Origin of the sequence: Cytobacillus sp. FSL R7-0696 (assembly GCF_038006865.1) — a bacterium.
Taxonomy (GTDB): Bacteria; Bacillota; Bacilli; order Bacillales; family Cytobacillaceae; genus Cytobacillus; species Cytobacillus kochii.
The window spans coordinates 2,438,869-2,456,687 of record NZ_JBBOWA010000001.1; the positions used below are offsets into that span (position 1 = coordinate 2,438,869).

Sequence of the window (17,819 nt, forward strand, 5' to 3'; positions counted from 1 at the left end):
TCATTGGTTGGCAAACCAATGTAACCATTGTATTTTATGTTCAATCATTTTAATGCTGGGGTTAAATAATGATGTTTCATAAAAAGGTTAAAAATTCATTTATAAATCTATAAGAACGCTAAAGAGAAACATTACAACCAAGATATTTATGTACATGGCTGCTATAACTATGCCATAATGAATTTTTTTAAAAAGGAATAATGAAGTTGGGGCTAGTAATCCCCCGAAAATGAGCATGCCGAATATTTCATTTGAATAGAAGAAAATAATCACCTACAGACAATTTTCTACTTAGTGTATTTAATTGATAAATTTTTATACGAAGGTTAACGAAATATGTTTAATTCAGTAAGCTTGGACAGTCTATAGGCTAGCTCGTATGAATTGCCTTCATAAAGGTGAAATGAGAGTGAATCATTGAGGTATTCCACTTTTTGTTGGAATTCCTCTAAACAGCCTATTTGTGCTGACCAATGGAGATCAGGAATAGAGACAATATATTTTTCTTCTGGAGTTTTAATAATGTATACATTTGAGTGTCTTTCTCCTAATAAATGCATTTTTTCTTGAAGATATTTCATCTATTCTACACCTCAACTTCTCCATTTATTAAAAGTATTATATAAATGAAAAGGAGACAAAGAAAGCAAAATCTATTAGAAACACTGAAAAGGAGACTAAAGGCTCTAGGGAAAAAGTCTACAATAATGGGAATCGTTAACTTCTTCAGTATGAATTAATAAAAGAAGAGCCGATGGGCTCTATAAACCTTGATTAACTTCTCATTTGTATGGATCAATATACTGCCACTTTTGAAATAAGTAAATGAGTGAAGCACAAATAATACAAGTGATAAAAATGATGATATGGATAGAATCATCCATTTTATAAATCCCGAAATATTCATAAAGGTTCATGATACCAAAAGAAAAGACTGCATCGCTAATTGTATTAATTGTTATATAAATCCAAAAGTTACCAAATGTAAAGTATAGAAATATAGTAGGTAAGACTATGTATAAGCCGTAGACAAAAGGAGTTGTATTAGTTAATGGGAAAATGGTTTGCACAACTTCAACTAGATGATATCTTTGATATAGTTGAAATACTATTGTTAAAAGCAGGGCACTTACTAATCCACCGGGAATGAAGGACTTTACCCTTTTAGGATCTAAAAAAAGGAGAAAGAACCAAGGTAGAATCAACATAGTCCACAAGAAAATATGGGTAAACATTCAACTATACCTCCAATAAGTAGATAATTATACTCTTACCGATAACACCTTAGTCTATGCATAAAAAGTCGGGAATCGCCGGAACCCTTAAATGAGTTGAGATGAGAAAAATTCTCGAATAATTTGTTCTGCAAACAATAAAAATAGGTTTCTAAATTTTATAATAAAAAATTTAAAAAGAGGTGATTGTATGAGAGAAAAATTATTAAGTATTCAACTTCCTGATAGATATGAAGAAAATTTGTTTGAATATATTCCTACACTAGATGGTGTTCCAGAGTTAATTGATTACTTAAACCTCGGATACTCCAAAAACCAATACAAAAAAATGACATCATTAGTCACAATTGAAAGTATGAAATTCAATTTAATTGAAGCAAAAAAAGACAATGCTCTTTCAAAGGAGGAAGTGGAAAAAGGAAATAAATTGATTGTAGAAGCGATTGAAAGATATAACTCAATATAAAGCACTAAATAATCTTCATAAGATAGGTACTAGAAAACAAAAAACAATCATACAGCCATTTTAGCGCCGGAAAGTGATAGTAAAGCTGAAACTGTTCCTTTTCAGCTGTCTTTAGCAATTCTCATGTATACATCTTCATAAAAACCAGAACTAGCATATCTCAAGTTAGATGTGTTTTTTGTGTTGGGGTAATTCCGTCAAACATCTCACTAAAAAACGCAAGGAGCCGCAAAAAAATAACCGAAAATGGTCCGTTTGTTTTCTTTTTTCGACAAATTCTTCGCTTTTTTGTACCGAAGTACCTAAAAATATTACCCCAATTTACAAGTAATAACTTCACAACCTATCATTAAATTATAAAAATAATAAATTTTCAAAAAAATAGGGGTGGAGTTATGAAGTTTAAAAAGCTAAAGCCGTTACTTACGTTGACGATGGCCGCTGGTATGATATTTTCGTTCAGTGTACCTAGTCATTCAATGGCAGCTGAGAATGATCAGTTCAATATGAAACAGATTGAATCTATGCTCAGTGGTTTATCCAAAGAAGAAAGAGCGACTTTGAATGAATTAAATGCGTCACCAACATTTACAATTTCTCCAGATATTAAGCAGGATAGTGCAGAATTAGTTTCTGTTATTGTAGAATTTAAAACACTTCCAGCAAAAGTGGCTGTTAAACAGCAACTTTTATTAGGTAAGCAAAAAGCGGTTAATAATGCAGAACAGCAAGTTGAGGCTTCTCATAAATCCTTTTCAACATTTATATCCTCAATGAAAAAGAAAAAATCTATTGATAAGTTTGATGCCAATAAGCTTGAGATCATTCATGAATACAAACACGCTTTTAATGGGGTATCAATGACTTTACCTGGTACGGCTGTTCAATCATTACTTGCCTCTGATGAAGTAAAAAGAATATGGAGTAACAAAGAAATCAAATTAGATTTACCTAGTGAAGATGAGAAGGTTAGTCCGAAAATGGCTGATAGTGTACCTCAAATTGGGGTGGATCAATTGCATGATGAAAATATTAAGGGAGAAGGCATTAAAGTCGGTGTAATCGATACAGGAATTGATTATAACCATCCTGATTTAATGGATGCTTATAAAGGATATCGCTATACCGATGGCGAGAATCCTGCTGAGGTAGAGCCATCTTCAGTTAAAGGCTGGGATTTTGTTGATAATGATGCTGACCCAATGGAAACTACCTATGAAGATTGGGTTGGAAATGATGAAGGGTATCCTGAAGAATACGGTGGAGCGACTTATTATACATCTCATGGTACTCACGTATCAGGAACGATAGCAGCAAACCCTGATAACACTGTAGATTATGCTGTAACCGGGGTAGCACCAGAAGTTGATTTATATAATTATAGAGTGCTGGGTCCATACGGATCTGGAAGTAACGAAGATGTTATGGCTGGTATTGATAAAGCAGTTGCAGATGAAATGGATGTAATGAATTTATCACTTGGAACTTCTGTCAATGACCCACTAGACCCGACCTCTATTGCGATAAACCAAGCGATGCTTTCTGGGGTTGTTGCGGTAGTGGCTGCAGGAAATGCAGGTCCAGATGAAAAAACACTCGGTTCACCTGGTACAGCTGCTTTAGGTATTACTGTAGGGGCAAGTGACTCCGATATGAGTATCCCGACTTTAGATGTAACCGTTAAAGGACAAAAACTATCCTTAATGTTACTAGCGAAGAATTTTTCTGATAAGTTGGCATTACTAGAGGGTAAAGAGTTACCGATTGTTGAAGCTGGGATTGGCCAAGAGACGGATTTCCAAGGGTTAGATGTGAAAGGGAAAATCGCATTAATTGAAAGAGGCACTTTGACATTTGATGAGAAAATTAAACATGCGAAAGATGCAGGAGCAATAGCTGTTATTATCTATAACAATGAAGAAGGGCAAATCCCATCCTACTTGGGAGAAGGAAGTGAATATCTCCCATCTTTCCGCCTGTCAAAAGAAGATGGAGAGAAATTGAAAGCGAGTGGAGTCAATAAAATCACTTTAACAAATCTTGATGAAACGACAACAGAGGGAGATCATTTAGCTGACTTTAGTTCAAGAGGTCCGGTGAATGGAAACTATGATATTAAACCAGACGTTGTGGCGCCAGGGGTAGCGATATTTTCGACGATTCCAGAGTATATCCATAGTCCTGAAGAAGGAGTCGCATATGACAATGCCTATGCTAGAATGCAAGGAACGTCGATGGCAACACCTCATGTAGCAGGTGTAGCAGCGTTGATTCTTCAAGAAAATGAAGCTTATGACCCTTTCGAAGTGAAGGAAGTATTGATGAATAACTCAGTCGATCTGAATGGCGATTATTCAGTGAATGAAGTTGGAGCAGGAAGAATCAATGCCTATGCATCTGTACATGCTGAAACGACAATTAAAGTACTTGATGAAACGGAAATGATGGAGGGAGAAGGTACCGTTGTTATAGATGAAGAGACAGCTTCTATAGCATTTGGTAGGGATTATTTACGTGATGATGGTGAAGCGATTAACCACTCTAAAGATATAGTAATCAAAAATAGCGGTAAGAAAAAATCTTATGACCTTACAGTAGAGTTTAATCAATCGATTGATGGGGTCGAAAATGCAAAAGAAAATAAGGTCACTTTAAAAACGAAGAAGTCTGTTACAGTCGGTAAAGGGAAAGAAAAAACGCTAAACGCCACCATCAATGTACCAGCGAATGCGAAGCCGGGTGCATATGAAGGCTATATTCGTATAAGTAATCAAGAGGATGCCCAAGAGAAATATCAAATTCCTTTTTCCATCTTTGTTACAGATAAAGGAATTGATTCTTTTGAAACGGATCGACCAACACTAGCGAATGATGTTGGGTTTTGGCAAAACTACTATCCAATTATTAACGGATTATTTACTTTGAAAAGTCCAATGGAAAGCATCGACGTGATCGTGAAAGATAGTCAGTCAGGTGAGGCACTCGGATATATTGGTTCGTTAAATGCTGAGAATATGATGCCAGATCGAGAATATTTCTTGCTGTATATGTTTACAGGAGCAATGTTGCCATTTACGAAAGACCCTAATCAGCCAATTGCTGAAGAATACGTAAAATTACCAGAGGGAGACTATGAAATAGTCATTTTAGCGAAGGATGATAGTGGAAAAACGTATACAGTTGACGCACCAGCAATCATTGACAATACCGCACCTGAGATTGAGTGGGATCACGAGCCAGGTGTGTATGAACTGAATGACTCGATGTTTACAGTCGAGGATGGGGAAGAGGCATTTTATGTTCATGGTAAAGTAGAAGATGAAACAATCGGACTATTAAATGAAAAAGGTTTACCGTACGATCAATCATCTAATACGATGTATTTTGGCACTTCTAAATACGCTTATTTTGCAAGGACATTCCCAATTGATGCAGAAGGAAAAGTGAAATTTGGCATTGAAAAAAGTGATATTGAAAATCAAGAGTTATATTTACGGTTAGCCACTTCCGATTTAGCGACAGCTGTTAAGATGGAGAACTATATTTTTGTGAAGGAAGGAACTCCATATGTTTCCGCTAGTTATGATAAGGAAGCGATAAAGAAAAAAGACAATATTACAATGACTCTTTCGCTAAACAATGTTCAAGATATGATGTCAGGGGAATGGCAAGTAAGTTTCCAACATGACTTATATGATTTCAAAAAGGCAAATTTGACGAAAGAGATAGAGCAATACACAAAACAAAAGGGCATTAAAGTGAATTTAGCTAAACCGGTAGTAGAAAAAAGTGATATTTGGAATAGTACGGTTACATTAAGTACTGCTCTATCTGGAAAAGCTTTTGATGGGCTAGATGGGGATATGCCATTAATTGATGTGACATTTAAGTTGAAAGATGATGCTTATTATGCTAAAACAAGTAGCTTTGAAGTAGTAAATGGAAAGTATACACAAAAAGACGAGCAACAAGTTGATATTCCTTATTATAGTATCGATTCATTTGATGTGATTTCTAAACATACGACTGTTTCAGGCTCAGTAAACTTAGAAGCCTTTAATAGTGAGGAAGGATATTTTAACCGCGTTGGAGAAGCAAACGATTTAGGTATTAAAGTGTATGCTCAAACACGTTCAGGTAAGAATTATAAAGGTACGCTGGATGATCATGGACAATTCACTGTAAAAGGAATTCCAGCGAGCAGTCAGGATTATACGTTAGTTATTGAAGCACCAGGCCACCTAAAGAGCGCCACAACTTTTGTGCCTGGTAAGAAAATCGATGGCGAACTCTTTGGTCAACATCAGACCATCCGTCCAAAACTAGGGTTAGCCGGTGATGTGAATGGTGATAAGGTCATTGATATTAAAGACATTCGAAAAATCGTTGATGCATATGGAGATGAAGATACCTCGAAGAAGAAAGAAGATATTAATCAAGACGGAATTGTCGATGAATTAGACATAAGAATAACAGAAAAGAATTTCTTAACGAAAGGTCCTGATGCTGAATCGAAACAACCAAAAGAAAAAATCGGTAACAAAGACCTTGAATATTTTCTTCGATTAATTGGTTTAACACCAATTGAATAGTACGAATCCTATCGACACGACTTATTGAACTGCCCCCTGTTAAGTAGACAGTGGAAATAATAAAAACAGTCTAAGCGGCTTTAGCTCTATATTCTTTAGGGCTAAGGCCGCTTAATCGTTTCTGATTTGCCCCCTCATTAGGTTATTTTTTTCGAGATAAGTTTCATGGTTTACTCTACCGTATAAAACTTGGTCCTCCTAGTTTGTCTATTACTTTTCCGTCATGTGTAAGACTGTTAAATAGGATTTCCTTGCCTTTCTCCATCATTTTTCTCTGCTATAATAGCCAAAAAGAGACATGATTAACTTTTCACTTATTGGGAGGTTCAAGGATGGAAGGAAGAATCATCAAATACTATCGAGAAGCAAAGAAGCTTACACAGAAGGAGATTGTACAAGGCATTTGTTCTATTACCCATTTAAGTAAAATTGAAAGAGAATCTACTCAATACTCCAGTGAAATTATTTATATGCTTTGTGAACGGTTGGAAATTAACATGGAAGAAGAAATTGAACGATTTCACCAATTTAAGCGAAAGATGACTGACCTACAAAAGCAAATTATTATTCAAGATGATGAGAGAATTGAGCAATTAAAGAAAGAGTTAACAGCAAACTCGTTAAGAAAAGTACCTGATTTTCAAGCGAGTTACTTTTTAACAATGGCGAGGTACTTCTTATATAAGATGAAAGTGACAGAAGCTTATTACTTTATCAACCAACTTCAAAAGGAAGTGATAGAGCTAACCTCTTTTGAAGAGAATTCATTAAAGCATCAATTAGGGATATATTATTTTTTAACGGGGAGAAATAAAGACTGTATTCGAGAATTAAGTTCTATTGACCATGATAGCTATCATCAAAATGAATATTATTACCATCTAGCACTCGCTTATTATGCTGCTAATCAGAACGTACAAGCCTATTATTATGGTAAAAAAGCTGCTGATTATTTTCATTCAACGATGAATGTTAATCGCATGATAGATTCGGAAACATTATTACTTGTGCAGTTAAATGCGAAAGGTGCTCATGATTTTAAAGAGACGAAAGATAGGTATGAGGCTCTTTTTCGTTTATGTGAAGAGTGTGGCGAAGTAGAGAGAAAAGCAAAGGTATATAACAACTTCGCTTATGACCTTCATAAAAGGAAAAAATACACTGAAGCACACTATTACTATTTGAAAGCATTAGAAATTGCTTGCGAAAACTCTCCATTATACGCCATGTTTTTAGAAAATTATATTCATAATGGTTTTATTAGTGGGTTAGTACATAAAAAGGAATTGTTACAAGAAGTAAGAAAAGGGATTGAATTAGCTAAGACTTACCAATGGAGTGGGCTTTTTACATTTGAGTTTTACTCCTTCTTAATTGAGGGCAGAGAAGAGGAAGCATACGCCATAATAGAAAATAAATTATTACCTTATTATCGTCAGTCGGGTGATACGCTTATGATAGAAAAATACGAACAACGTTTATTTGCTTATTATAGGAAAATTGGTGACGTTGAAAACGCGTTTGAATTGGCAAAAAGTTTAATTGCTTCACCGACATTAGTTTAATTGTATATGGATGTAAAAAAACTGGGAATGTTTCCTTGAAGTTAAGGACACGCTATAGATAATCTTTCAATGGGAGGGTTAATATGGCGGAGAAAGATCAAAGGTTAACGGCATCTGAGTTAGCACAGCTATGGAATGCCTATATGAATAATAAAATGTATAAATGCGTCCTGCAATATTTTTATGAAAAAGCTGATAAAGGAGAGATTAAGGAATTTATTGAGACGGCTATCGAGATGTGTGATGAAATTATTTTTGATATTACGACGATCTACAATAAGAACAACCATCCATTGCCGAAAGCCTTTAGTGAAGAAGAAGATGTCAATGTAACTGCTCCAAAGCTTTACTCAGATGTGTTTATTCTTGCGTATATGCATGATATGACTCGTTATGGCATTATTGGTTATGGAACGGCATTAGCTATTGCGATTCATGAAGATGTGGATCAAATTTTCACAAAAGCATTGGAAAAAGGTTCACAATTATATAGAAGGGCAATTAAATTGCAGCAAGATAAGGGTGTTTTTCACCCCTCACCGTCTATTCCAATCCCTGAAAAAATTGAAATCGCTGAAAAAAATAGTTATTTAAACGGCTTTATAAGTGAACAGCGAGCATTATCAGTCGTTGAGATTATGAATGTGTACAATGATATGCAAAGAAATGCTTTAGGAAAGGCCCTGTTTTTAGGTCTTTGTCAAACAGTTACTTCCAATGATATCAAGAAATTCTTGCGGAAAGGCCTTGATTTGTTCGATGAAAATGTTCAAGAATTTGCTAATACTTTAATTAAAGATAGCATTTCTGTTTCACCGACTTGGGACTCAGAAGTGCTTAATTCTACCACACCACCTTTTTCAGAAAAGTTAATGCTATACCAAGTAGTAATGTTTATTGCTACGTTATCCGGCTATTATGGGACAGCATTAGGTACGACTACAAGACGGGATTTAACGGTAATGTATGCAAAGATAATGACCGAAACATTAGACTTAGGCAATCAATCGGCAAGTTTATTAATTAAATACGGTTGGCTTGAACAAGCCCCTCAGTCAGTAGACCATAGAAATATTTCCAAAAAGAAAAGGAAATAGGGATGTTCTGTGAGAAAAAATAACCCGATTGAGAAATTGTTTTGGTCGATTGCTTTTCCCGGTTTTGGTCAATATTTAAATGGTAAATTGTTTAAAGGGACTGTATTTTTAGTTTTAGAAATTTTATTTAATGTCATGGGTAATTTTAACGAAATTATTATGTTGAGCTTTCAAGGGAAAGTTCACCAAGCTGCTGAAGCCGCTAATTATGGATGGTTAATGTTTTATCCGTGTTTATACTTCTTCGCTATTTGGGATGCTTATAAGGATGCCGGGGGTGAAGGGAGTAAGTATTCATTCTTACCATTTGTATTTTGTGCTTATTTTGTAACGGTTGGTCTTATGTATTCAACAGAGGTATCAATATTTGGCGTGTTTTTTGGGCCTGTATGGTTACCGATGTTAGCTGTCATTCCTGGTGTCATAATCGGGTGGCTCATTCGAATGGTCATCCTTAAATTTTCAACTTCATCATAAAAGCCAACCCTTCGCATGGATATATGGTTGGCTTTTAAATTTGGTATGTATACAATTAATCCTCATTTACTGTTGCTTTGCATACGGGACAAGTAATTTTTTCATTCGATCTAAATTGGATTTTCTTCAAATCTTTCCTCGTAAATGTAGCAAAAACATTATAGCGGAAACCGCATATACAAGAGTGTTGGTCTTTTACAATGTGGGTTAAATGGGTTTCTTCGCTTTGAACGGTTGGATAGATCATAAGACACACCTTTCTTTTTTGTGGGAAATTTAGGCAAAATTAGAAAGGTTTTTATATAGGAGACCTTTAGAAAGTCCATAAGAAGTAAAGGTGATTCAAGCGAAAATAATCACCTCACACATCTGCAACCCGGCTGCCATGACAATATATGCTTTAGGCCCGTGGCTTTGCGTCTTTTACTTTCGTAAAATTTGCCCAATATGATAGATTCTATCACATATTCATAGAGTATGGTCGATAAACGTCCTTTTTGTAACTAAAGGGAAAAATAACTGAAAAATCTAATAATTGTTTAGTTTCCACAAATCTTCCTTTTTCTTTTTTGATGATATTTACTCTACAATCTGAATAGTTATGTAGTGAGCTACCAATTTATTTCTATACACTATTTCAGGTGATTATTGTAGAATGGGAATAAGGGGGTTTTTAGAATGAACTTGAAAGCAGGGTTATGGCAACAGCAAACATTAAAATTGACCATGACACAAGAGCTTACACAAGCGATTGCGCTGTTACAATATAATACACAAGAATTATCTGCCTTTTTGGAAAGTAAGGCGTTAGAGAATCCCCTTATGCAAATTGAAGCGAGTCCTGCACAAGCAGCCGATTCGAGATTTGATCGAATGAAACCATCAAAACAAAAAGTAGATGACAATAAACAGGACTGGATTGAACAAATCGGTTCAAAAAACCATACCACATTACAAGAATACTTACATTCGCAGTTAGCGATCGCAGAATTAAATCATATGGAATATAAACTCATTTCCTATCTCATTGGATGTTTAGATGAAAACGGTTACTTACAAACAGACTTACAAACTGTTGCGGGAAAATTCAACGTAAGTGAAGAGGATATGAATGAAGCGTTGATTGAGATTCAAAGTTTAGAACCCGCAGGAGTAGCAGCGAGAGATTTACAGGAATGTCTATGGTTACAATTAGAGAGACTTCACCCTTATAATGAAATCGCTGAGAAAATCATTAGTGATTATTTTATTCTTTTTGCTGATAAGAAATGGAAAGAAATTGCGAAAAAAATGAAGATAGACATAAAAGAAATCCAAGAAGTTTTTGATCTTGTGCAAACACTTAATCCAAGACCAGCTGCAGCCTTCCAAAATGAGTTAGCACCATATATTACACCAGAAGTCGTTATTCAGTGGGAAGATGGGACTTTTTCTGTAAGTATATATGATGATGTGCTACCAAAGATTCGCTTTAATGAGAGCTATTTTCGTAAGTTTCAAGCAGGCGGAGATCAAGAAGTGAATCGTTTTTTGCAAGAGAAAAAAACGGATTTTCAATGGATTGCTAGAAGTATAGAGCAAAGAAAAGAAACATTATTAAAAGTAGCATTAAAAATTGTTGAAAAACAGCCTGATTACTTCTGGAAGGGCCCAAATTATTTGCAACCGATGACAATGAAAGAGATAGCCGATGAATTAGAGATACATGAATCAACGGTCAGTCGTGCGGTCCGTGAAAAATATGCGCAAACGCCATTTGGAACGATTGAATTGCGATCCTTTTTTTCTAGTACGATTAAGACAACGTCATATGAGAATACATCATCTGAGCAGGCGAAAAACGCAATAAGTGACATGGTCAAAGGTGAAGATAAGAAGAAACCTCTTTCAGATCAAGTGATAGTTAAGCGATTAGAAGAGGAAAAAGGTATTGTGATATCAAGAAGAACAGTTGCAAAATATCGTGATCAATTAAAAATTCCATCTTCTTCAAAAAGAAAAAGATACGAATAAAGAGTGGGGTGGATGATTATTGCAGGTTGTTAAACTGTATACAAGAAAAGGATGCCCCTTATGTGAGCAAGCTCAGCTTGTCATTGAGATGGTCCAAGAAGAAAGTTTATTTCAATATGAAGCCATTGATATTGAAACAAGTGATGATCTAACAGAACGCTTTGGTTTAATGATTCCAGTTATTGAAGTAGACGGTGAGATCCTTCAATATGGACAAGTAGATTATGCCACTCTTTCTGAGAAGTTAAGTGGGGAAAATGATAAATGATTGAAAAATAAAAATAACCCTGCTAATATAAAGTTGTAGGGTTATTTTTAAAGATTAATGATTAAAATAGTGTAAAAAGGGTATAAGAATAAAGAAGAAAAAAATGAAGTTTTGACTTCATTATATATTTTTATTCTCGTGGGACACAAAATGTCTTGCGTGGACATATAATGTCCATGTAAAGGAGTAAGAAATTGAATAAGTGGATGAATGTTACTCAAAAAGTAATTCCAGACTTGATGGAAATAATGAAAAGACGATATGAAATTTTGCAACAAACCTCTTTAATGGAGCCTGTAGGAAGAAGGAGTTTAGCGACAAAAGTAGGCATGACCGAAAGAGTATTACGCGGAGAACTCGATTTTTTAAGAGAACAAGGCTTAATTATTGTAGATGCACAAGGAACGAAACTATCGGAGGCTGGAAAGCATCTCCTTGTAGATCTCCACGAGGTGATTAAAGAATGGTCGGGATTAAATGATAAAGAAATAAATTTGACTAAAATGCTTCAAATAGAAAAGGTACTACTTACTTATGGGGATACTGATAAGGATGAAACAGTAAAGTCAGAGTTAGGAAAAGAAGTAGCCCGACTTGTTCAGGTGATAGCTAATGGAGGGATGACCATTGCAGTAACGGGTGGATCCACAATTTCAACTGTAGCTGAAGCGCTTAGGAAACAGCAACATATGTCGGATGTCTTATTTGTTCCAGCCCGTGGAGGCGTCGGCACAGATATGAGATTCCAAGCCAATACATTAGCGGCGCGAATGGCAGAAGAATCGGGCGGCACATACCAAACATTGTATGTCCCAGATGTCGTCGGTGAAGAAATGTATCAATCTATCATCAAGGAACCAGAAATTAAGCAAGTCCTGAAAGTGATAAAAAAGGCGAATATCGTTATTCACGGTATTGGCAATGCACTTGAGATGGCAGAAAGACGTGGTACCCATACGGGAAATATAAAGGAATTAACAGAATCAGGTGCGATTGCTGAAGCATTCGGGTATTACTTTAATGAAGAGGGTAAAGTGGTCCATCGTTTGCAAACGGTAGGACTACAACTAGAAGATTTGCAACATGCAGACTATGTGATTGCCGTTGCAGGTGGATCAACAAAGGCTAAAGCGATTGCTGCCTACATGAAACAAGCACCGAAACAAACCATACTTGTCACAGATGAGATTGTGGCACAGGAATTACTAAAAACAATTAATTAACGGAGGTTTCATACTATGACAATCAAAGTGGGAATAAACGGATTTGGAAGAATTGGCAGAAACGTATTTCGTGCAAGCTTTGAAAAGGAAAATGTAGAAATCGTTGCCATAAATGACTTAACAGATGCGAATATGCTTGCTCATTTATTAAAATACGACTCCATTCATGGAGCATTTCCGCACGAGGTAAAGGTAGACGGCGATAACTTAATCGTAGGTGGCAAAAAGGTTAAAGTGTTAGCAGAAAGAAATCCAGCTGATATTGGTTGGGGTGATTTAGGTGTTGAGTTAGTTGTTGAATCTACAGGCCGCTTTACAAAACGAGCAGATGCAGCGAAACACTTAGAAGCAGGTGCGAAGAAAGTGGTTATATCTGCTCCGGCAACCGATGAAGATTTAACGATTGTAATGGGTGTGAACCATGAGTCATATGATCCTGACAACCATCATATCGTATCAAATGCTTCCTGTACGACGAATTGCTTAGCACCGTTGGCGAAAGTTTTACATGATTCATTTACAATCAAACGTGGAATGATGACAACTGTCCACTCCTATACAAATGACCAGCAAATTCTTGATTTGCCTCATAAAGATTATCGTCGAGCAAGAGCAGCTGCAGAAAATATTATTCCAACAACAACTGGAGCAGCAAAAGCCGTTTCCCTTGTTCTACCAGAATTAAAAGGGAAATTAAATGGTGGAGCCATTCGTGTTCCAACACCGAATGTTTCTCTAGTTGATTTAGTTGCCGAGCTTGATAAAGATGTCACAGTCGATGAAGTGAATGAAGCATTGAAATCTGCCGCAAATGGAGAGTTAAAGGATATTATTAGCTTTAGTGAGGAACCATTAGTTTCAGGTGATTACAATGGCAATCCTGCATCATCAACCGTTGATGGATTATCTACAATGGTCATGGAAGGCAATATGGTCAAAGTCATTTCATGGTATGACAATGAAAGTGGTTATTCTCACAGAGTAATTGATTTAATGGAATATATGGCAGAAAAAGGATTATAAATGTAGGTTTGGTAAACATTAAAAATAAAATTTTGCTTACAAACTCACATCTTTATGGATATTAGATGAATGAACGTCTATAATGATAAATGGTGAAGGGAGAAAGGGACCATACCTCTCCCTTTTATTTTGACTTTTTCTAAACGTTTTCGCGCTTTTCTTGCGCGAGTAAGAAAGAAAACGGTGATTTTTATACATATAAATGAATGAACATTCGCCTTTCTTGTAGTACAAGCAGCTAACTAGAAAATAGTCTATTATTATGTTTAGGAGGGCCTTTTACTATGAACAAAAAGAGCGTAAAAGATGTTGAACTAAAAGGAAAACGCGTATTTTGTCGTGTAGACTTTAATGTGCCAATGAAAGAGGGTCAAATCACGGATGAAACACGTATCCGCGCAGCGATTCCGACAATTAACTATCTAATTGACCAAGGAGCGAAAGTGATTTTAGCTTCTCATTTAGGGCGTCCAAAAGGACAAGTAGTAGAAGAGTTAAGGTTAACTCCTGTTGCAGAAAGATTATCTGCCTTGCTAGGAAAAAATGTTGCCTATGCAGATGAGGCGTATGGAGAAAAAGTAGAACAGGCAGTAGATGGTTTAGATGAGGGCGATGTTCTATTACTAGAGAATGTTCGCTTTTACCCAGGTGAAGAGAAGAATGATCCGGAACTTGCTAAGGCTTTTGCCCAATTAGCAGATGTTTATGTAAATGATGCTTTTGGTGCGGCACATCGTGCACATGCATCAACAGAAGGAATTGCCCACCATATCCCAGCGGTTTCTGGTTTACTAATGGAAAAAGAATTAGAAGTGTTAGGCAAGGCACTGTCAAACCCAGACAGACCATTTACAGCTATCATTGGTGGTGCAAAGGTAAAAGATAAAATCGATGTCATTGATAATCTATTAGATAAAGTAGATAATTTAATTATCGGTGGCGGTTTAGCCTTTACGTTTGTAAAAGCACAAGGCCATGATATCGGCAATTCTCTATTAGAAGAAGATAAATTAGAATTAGCGAAAACGTTTATTAAAAAAGCGGAAGAAAAAGGCGTGAAATTTCTGATGCCAATTGATGCTGTTGTTGCCGATCGTTTCGCTGAAGACGCAGATAGTAAAACAGTGGCTATTAACGAGATTCCAGGAGATTGGATGGCATTAGATATTGGTCCTGAAACGGCTAATTTATATAGTGAAGTAATTGCAGATAGTAAGCTAGTCATTTGGAATGGACCGATGGGTGTATTTGAAATGGATCAGTTTGCTGGTGGAACAAAAGCAGTAGCAGAAGCATTAGCGGAAGCAAATGACACATACTCTGTTATCGGTGGTGGGGATTCTGCCGCAGCAGTCGAGAAATTCCATTTTGCTGATCGTATGAGTCATATTTCAACAGGTGGCGGTGCATCATTAGAATTTATGGAAGGAAAAGCCCTTCCAGGTGTTGTCGCTTTAAATGATAAATAAGTAATAAAAAGAAAGGACGAGATAGTATGCGTAAGCCGATTATTGCAGGTAACTGGAAAATGCATAAAACAATGAATGAGGCGAAGTCCTTTATTGAAGAGATTAACGGTCTTGTTCCAGATGAAATGGATATGGATACGGTCGTATGTGCACCTGCCCTATTTTTAGAGCGTCTTGTTGATTGTGTGGAAGGTTCGCCTATTGCCATTGGTGCACAAAACATGCATTTTGAAGATAATGGCGCATTTACTGGCGAAATCAGTCCTGTTGCACTTCAAGACTTAGGTGTATCATATGTCATCATTGGTCATTCAGAACGTCGCGAAATGTTCAATGAAACGGATGAGACTGTGAATAAAAAAGCGAAGTCAGCATTTGCTCATAACCTCACGCCAATCATTTGCGTAGGTGAAACACTTGAGCAAAGAGAAAACAATGAAACAATGAGTTTTGTTGGACATCAAGTTGAAGCAGCGTTGTCGGGGTTATCTGATGAGCAATTAACACAGACGATCATCGCTTATGAACCGATATGGGCTATTGGTACAGGAAAGTCATCTTCAGCGGAAGATGCAAACGAAGTATGTGCCCATATTCGTTCTGTCGTTAGTAAACAGTTTTCTGAGGAAATTGCCGAAGCTCTTCGCATTCAATATGGTGGTAGTGTGAAACCGGCAAACATTAAAGAATATATGAGTCAAGCGGATATTGACGGTGCACTTGTCGGTGGCGCAAGTCTTGAGCCCTCTTCTTTCCTGCAATTATTGGAGGCGGGTAAGTATGAGTAAATCACCTGTTGCTTTGATTATTCTTGATGGCTTTGCCCATAGAGAAGAAGTCAAAGGCAATGCTGTTGCTCAAGCGAAAAAACCGAACTTTGATCGGTTATGGAATGAGTATCCACACGCTTATTTAACAGCAAGTGGAGAAGCGGTTGGTTTACCACAAGGACAAATGGGGAACTCCGAAGTCGGTCATATGAATATCGGAGCAGGGCGCATTGTTTATCAAAGCTTAACAAGAGTAAATGTGGCTATTCGTGAGGGGCACTTTGAGCAGAATGAAACATTCCTTGCAGCGATTAATCATGCAAAGAAAAACAATACAAGCCTTCATCTGATGGGATTATTGTCAGACGGTGGTGTGCATAGTCATATTAACCACTTGTATGCCCTCCTTCAGCTAGCTAGTGACGAAGGATTAAAAAAGGTCTATGTCCATGGTTTTCTTGATGGACGTGATGTTGGTCCGCAGACAGCTAGAGGATATATTCAAGCAGCAGAAGCGAAAATGAAAGAAATTGGTGTAGGTGAATTCGCCTCTATTTCAGGTCGTTATTACTCAATGGATCGTGACAACCGCTGGGAACGTGTGGAGAAATCTTATCGTTCGATGGTGTATGGCGAAGGTCCTGCTTATCATAGTGCCCATGAATTAGTCGAAGATAGTTATGCGAACGGTATTTATGACGAATTTGTTATTCCTTCTGTTATTGTGAAGGAAGATGGATCACCTGTTGGAAAAGTTAGTGATAATGATGCCATGATTTTTTACAACTTTAGACCTGACCGCGCAATTCAGATTTCAAATACGTTTACAAACAAAGACTTCCGTTCATTTGATCGTGGTATAGGCCATCCAAAGACTTTATTCTTTGTTTGTTTAACCCATTTTAGTGAAACTGTTGACGGGTATGTTGCATTTAAACCGACAAACCTAGATAATACTCTTGGAGAAGTACTTTCACAAAATCACTTAACGCAACTGAGAATTGCAGAAACAGAGAAGTATCCTCATGTTACATTCTTTATGAGTGGAGGAAGAGAAGCGAAATTTCCTGGTGAAGAACGGATTTTGATTAACTCACCTAAAGTTGCTACTTATGATTTAAAGCCTGAAATGAGCGCCTACGAAGTAACAGATGCTTTGCTTGATGAAATTAGTCAAGATAAGCATGATGCCATTATATTAAATTTTGCTAACCCTGATATGGTGGGGCACTCAGGCATGCTAGAACCAACAATTAAAGCTGTTGAAACGGTTGATGAATGTCTGGGAAAAGTGATAAACGCCATTATTGCTAAAGGTGGAAAAGCGATTATCACCGCTGACCACGGCAATGCGGATGAGGTCATTACTCTTGATGATCATCCAATGACAGCTCATACAACTAATCCAGTACCTGTTATTGTAACGGAAAAAGGTCTAATATTACGTGAAGATGGTATATTAGGAGATTTAGCTCCAACTATACTTGATTTATTAAAAGTGTCTAAACCTGAAGAAATGACTGGTTCTACATTAATTAAATAAGTGCCGGTGTTCACTTCTTTGTGAACATCCGTGCCTTACATATAAATGAAGTTTGACAAGATGACAGCCAATGAAAAA

14 protein-coding genes and 1 riboswitch are annotated in these 17,819 nt (G+C 36.6%); of the genes, 12 read left to right on the plus strand and 2 right to left on the minus strand.

Annotation, left to right across the window (positions count from 1 at the left end; all coding sequences use genetic code 11):
- Window positions 1-326: 326 nt before the first annotated feature.
- Window positions 327-581, minus strand: coding sequence for a YueH family protein (locus MKX29_RS12515; protein WP_095371897.1), 255 nt, complete (start codon window positions 579-581; stop codon window positions 327-329).
- A 201-nt stretch (window positions 582-782) separates the two neighbouring features.
- A complete protein-coding gene (locus tag MKX29_RS12520; RefSeq protein WP_341105782.1) occupies window positions 783-1,235 on the minus strand; it encodes a hypothetical protein in 453 nt (150 codons plus the stop codon).
- Between the two features lie 190 nt (window positions 1,236-1,425).
- On the opposite strand from MKX29_RS12520, the gene MKX29_RS12525 reads away from it, so the two are divergent.
- From MKX29_RS12525 to gpmI, 12 genes are all read left to right on the plus strand, one after another.
- Window positions 1,426-1,701, plus strand: coding sequence for a hypothetical protein (locus MKX29_RS12525; protein WP_224937093.1), 276 nt, complete (start codon window positions 1,426-1,428; stop codon window positions 1,699-1,701).
- 395 nt (window positions 1,702-2,096) lie between these two features.
- Entirely contained in the window at window positions 2,097-6,293 is a 4,197-nt protein-coding gene (locus MKX29_RS12530; protein ID WP_341105784.1) for a S8 family serine peptidase, read from the plus strand.
- A 332-nt stretch (window positions 6,294-6,625) separates the two neighbouring features.
- A complete protein-coding gene (locus MKX29_RS12535) occupies window positions 6,626-7,858 on the plus strand; it encodes a helix-turn-helix domain-containing protein (protein WP_341105786.1) in 1,233 nt (410 codons plus the stop codon).
- A gap of 83 nt (window positions 7,859-7,941) precedes the next feature.
- On the plus strand, window positions 7,942-8,955 hold the full coding sequence (locus tag MKX29_RS12540) for a DUF3231 family protein (protein ID WP_224937090.1): 1,014 nt from the start codon (window positions 7,942-7,944) through the stop codon (window positions 8,953-8,955).
- A 9-nt stretch (window positions 8,956-8,964) separates the two neighbouring features.
- The gene (locus MKX29_RS12545; protein WP_224937089.1) at window positions 8,965-9,432 is read left to right on the plus strand and encodes a hypothetical protein; all 468 of its coding nucleotides are present in this window, start codon (window positions 8,965-8,967) and stop codon (window positions 9,430-9,432) included.
- Window positions 9,433-9,799: 367 nt separating this feature from the next.
- Window positions 9,800-9,885, minus strand: a riboswitch (cyclic di-GMP riboswitch).
- Between the two features lie 225 nt (window positions 9,886-10,110).
- Complete coding sequence (gene rpoN / locus MKX29_RS12550; protein ID WP_341105789.1) at window positions 10,111-11,445, plus strand: RNA polymerase factor sigma-54; 1,335 nt, start codon at window positions 10,111-10,113, stop codon at window positions 11,443-11,445.
- 19 nt (window positions 11,446-11,464) lie between these two features.
- The gene (locus MKX29_RS12555) at window positions 11,465-11,713 is read left to right on the plus strand and encodes a glutaredoxin family protein (RefSeq protein WP_341105793.1); all 249 of its coding nucleotides are present in this window, start codon (window positions 11,465-11,467) and stop codon (window positions 11,711-11,713) included.
- A 194-nt stretch (window positions 11,714-11,907) separates the two neighbouring features.
- On the plus strand, window positions 11,908-12,936 hold the full coding sequence (locus MKX29_RS12560; protein ID WP_224937086.1) for a sugar-binding transcriptional regulator: 1,029 nt from the start codon (window positions 11,908-11,910) through the stop codon (window positions 12,934-12,936).
- A 15-nt stretch (window positions 12,937-12,951) separates the two neighbouring features.
- Window positions 12,952-13,959 (plus strand): type I glyceraldehyde-3-phosphate dehydrogenase, encoded by a 1,008-nt coding sequence (gene gap, locus MKX29_RS12565; protein WP_341105797.1) that lies wholly within the window; start codon window positions 12,952-12,954, stop codon window positions 13,957-13,959.
- 284 nt (window positions 13,960-14,243) lie between these two features.
- Window positions 14,244-15,428 (plus strand): phosphoglycerate kinase, encoded by a 1,185-nt coding sequence (locus MKX29_RS12570; RefSeq protein ID WP_341105799.1) that lies wholly within the window; start codon window positions 14,244-14,246, stop codon window positions 15,426-15,428.
- A 26-nt stretch (window positions 15,429-15,454) separates the two neighbouring features.
- Window positions 15,455-16,216 carry a triose-phosphate isomerase gene (tpiA, locus tag MKX29_RS12575; protein WP_341105801.1) on the plus strand — a complete coding sequence of 254 codons (762 nt, stop codon included), beginning with the start codon at window positions 15,455-15,457 and terminating at the stop codon, window positions 16,214-16,216.
- Window positions 16,209-17,741 (plus strand): 2,3-bisphosphoglycerate-independent phosphoglycerate mutase, encoded by a 1,533-nt coding sequence (gpmI, locus tag MKX29_RS12580; RefSeq protein WP_341105803.1) that lies wholly within the window; start codon window positions 16,209-16,211, stop codon window positions 17,739-17,741. The genes tpiA and gpmI overlap by 8 nt, the downstream gene beginning before the upstream one ends.
- The last annotated feature ends 78 nt before the right edge of the window (window positions 17,742-17,819 follow it).

Bases quoted from the DNA above. Each gene is read 5' to 3' on its own strand.
- MKX29_RS12530 (WP_341105784.1), top strand. From the start codon at position 2,097: ATGAAGTTTAAAAAGCTAAAGCCGTTACTTACGTTGACGATGGCCGCT.
- MKX29_RS12520 (WP_341105782.1), bottom strand. From the start codon at position 1,235: ATGTTTACCCATATTTTCTTGTGGACTATGTTGATTCTACCTTGGTTC.
- MKX29_RS12540 (WP_224937090.1), top strand. From the start codon at position 7,942: ATGGCGGAGAAAGATCAAAGGTTAACGGCATCTGAGTTAGCACAGCTA.
- rpoN (WP_341105789.1), top strand. From the start codon at position 10,111: ATGAACTTGAAAGCAGGGTTATGGCAACAGCAAACATTAAAATTGACC.
- gpmI (WP_341105803.1), top strand. From the start codon at position 16,209: ATGAGTAAATCACCTGTTGCTTTGATTATTCTTGATGGCTTTGCCCAT.
- gap (WP_341105797.1), top strand. From the start codon at position 12,952: ATGACAATCAAAGTGGGAATAAACGGATTTGGAAGAATTGGCAGAAAC.
- MKX29_RS12570 (WP_341105799.1), top strand. From the start codon at position 14,244: ATGAACAAAAAGAGCGTAAAAGATGTTGAACTAAAAGGAAAACGCGTA.
- MKX29_RS12515 (WP_095371897.1), bottom strand. From the start codon at position 581: ATGAAATATCTTCAAGAAAAAATGCATTTATTAGGAGAAAGACACTCA.
- MKX29_RS12525 (WP_224937093.1), top strand. From the start codon at position 1,426: ATGAGAGAAAAATTATTAAGTATTCAACTTCCTGATAGATATGAAGAA.
- tpiA (WP_341105801.1), top strand. From the start codon at position 15,455: ATGCGTAAGCCGATTATTGCAGGTAACTGGAAAATGCATAAAACAATG.
- MKX29_RS12535 (WP_341105786.1), top strand. From the start codon at position 6,626: ATGGAAGGAAGAATCATCAAATACTATCGAGAAGCAAAGAAGCTTACA.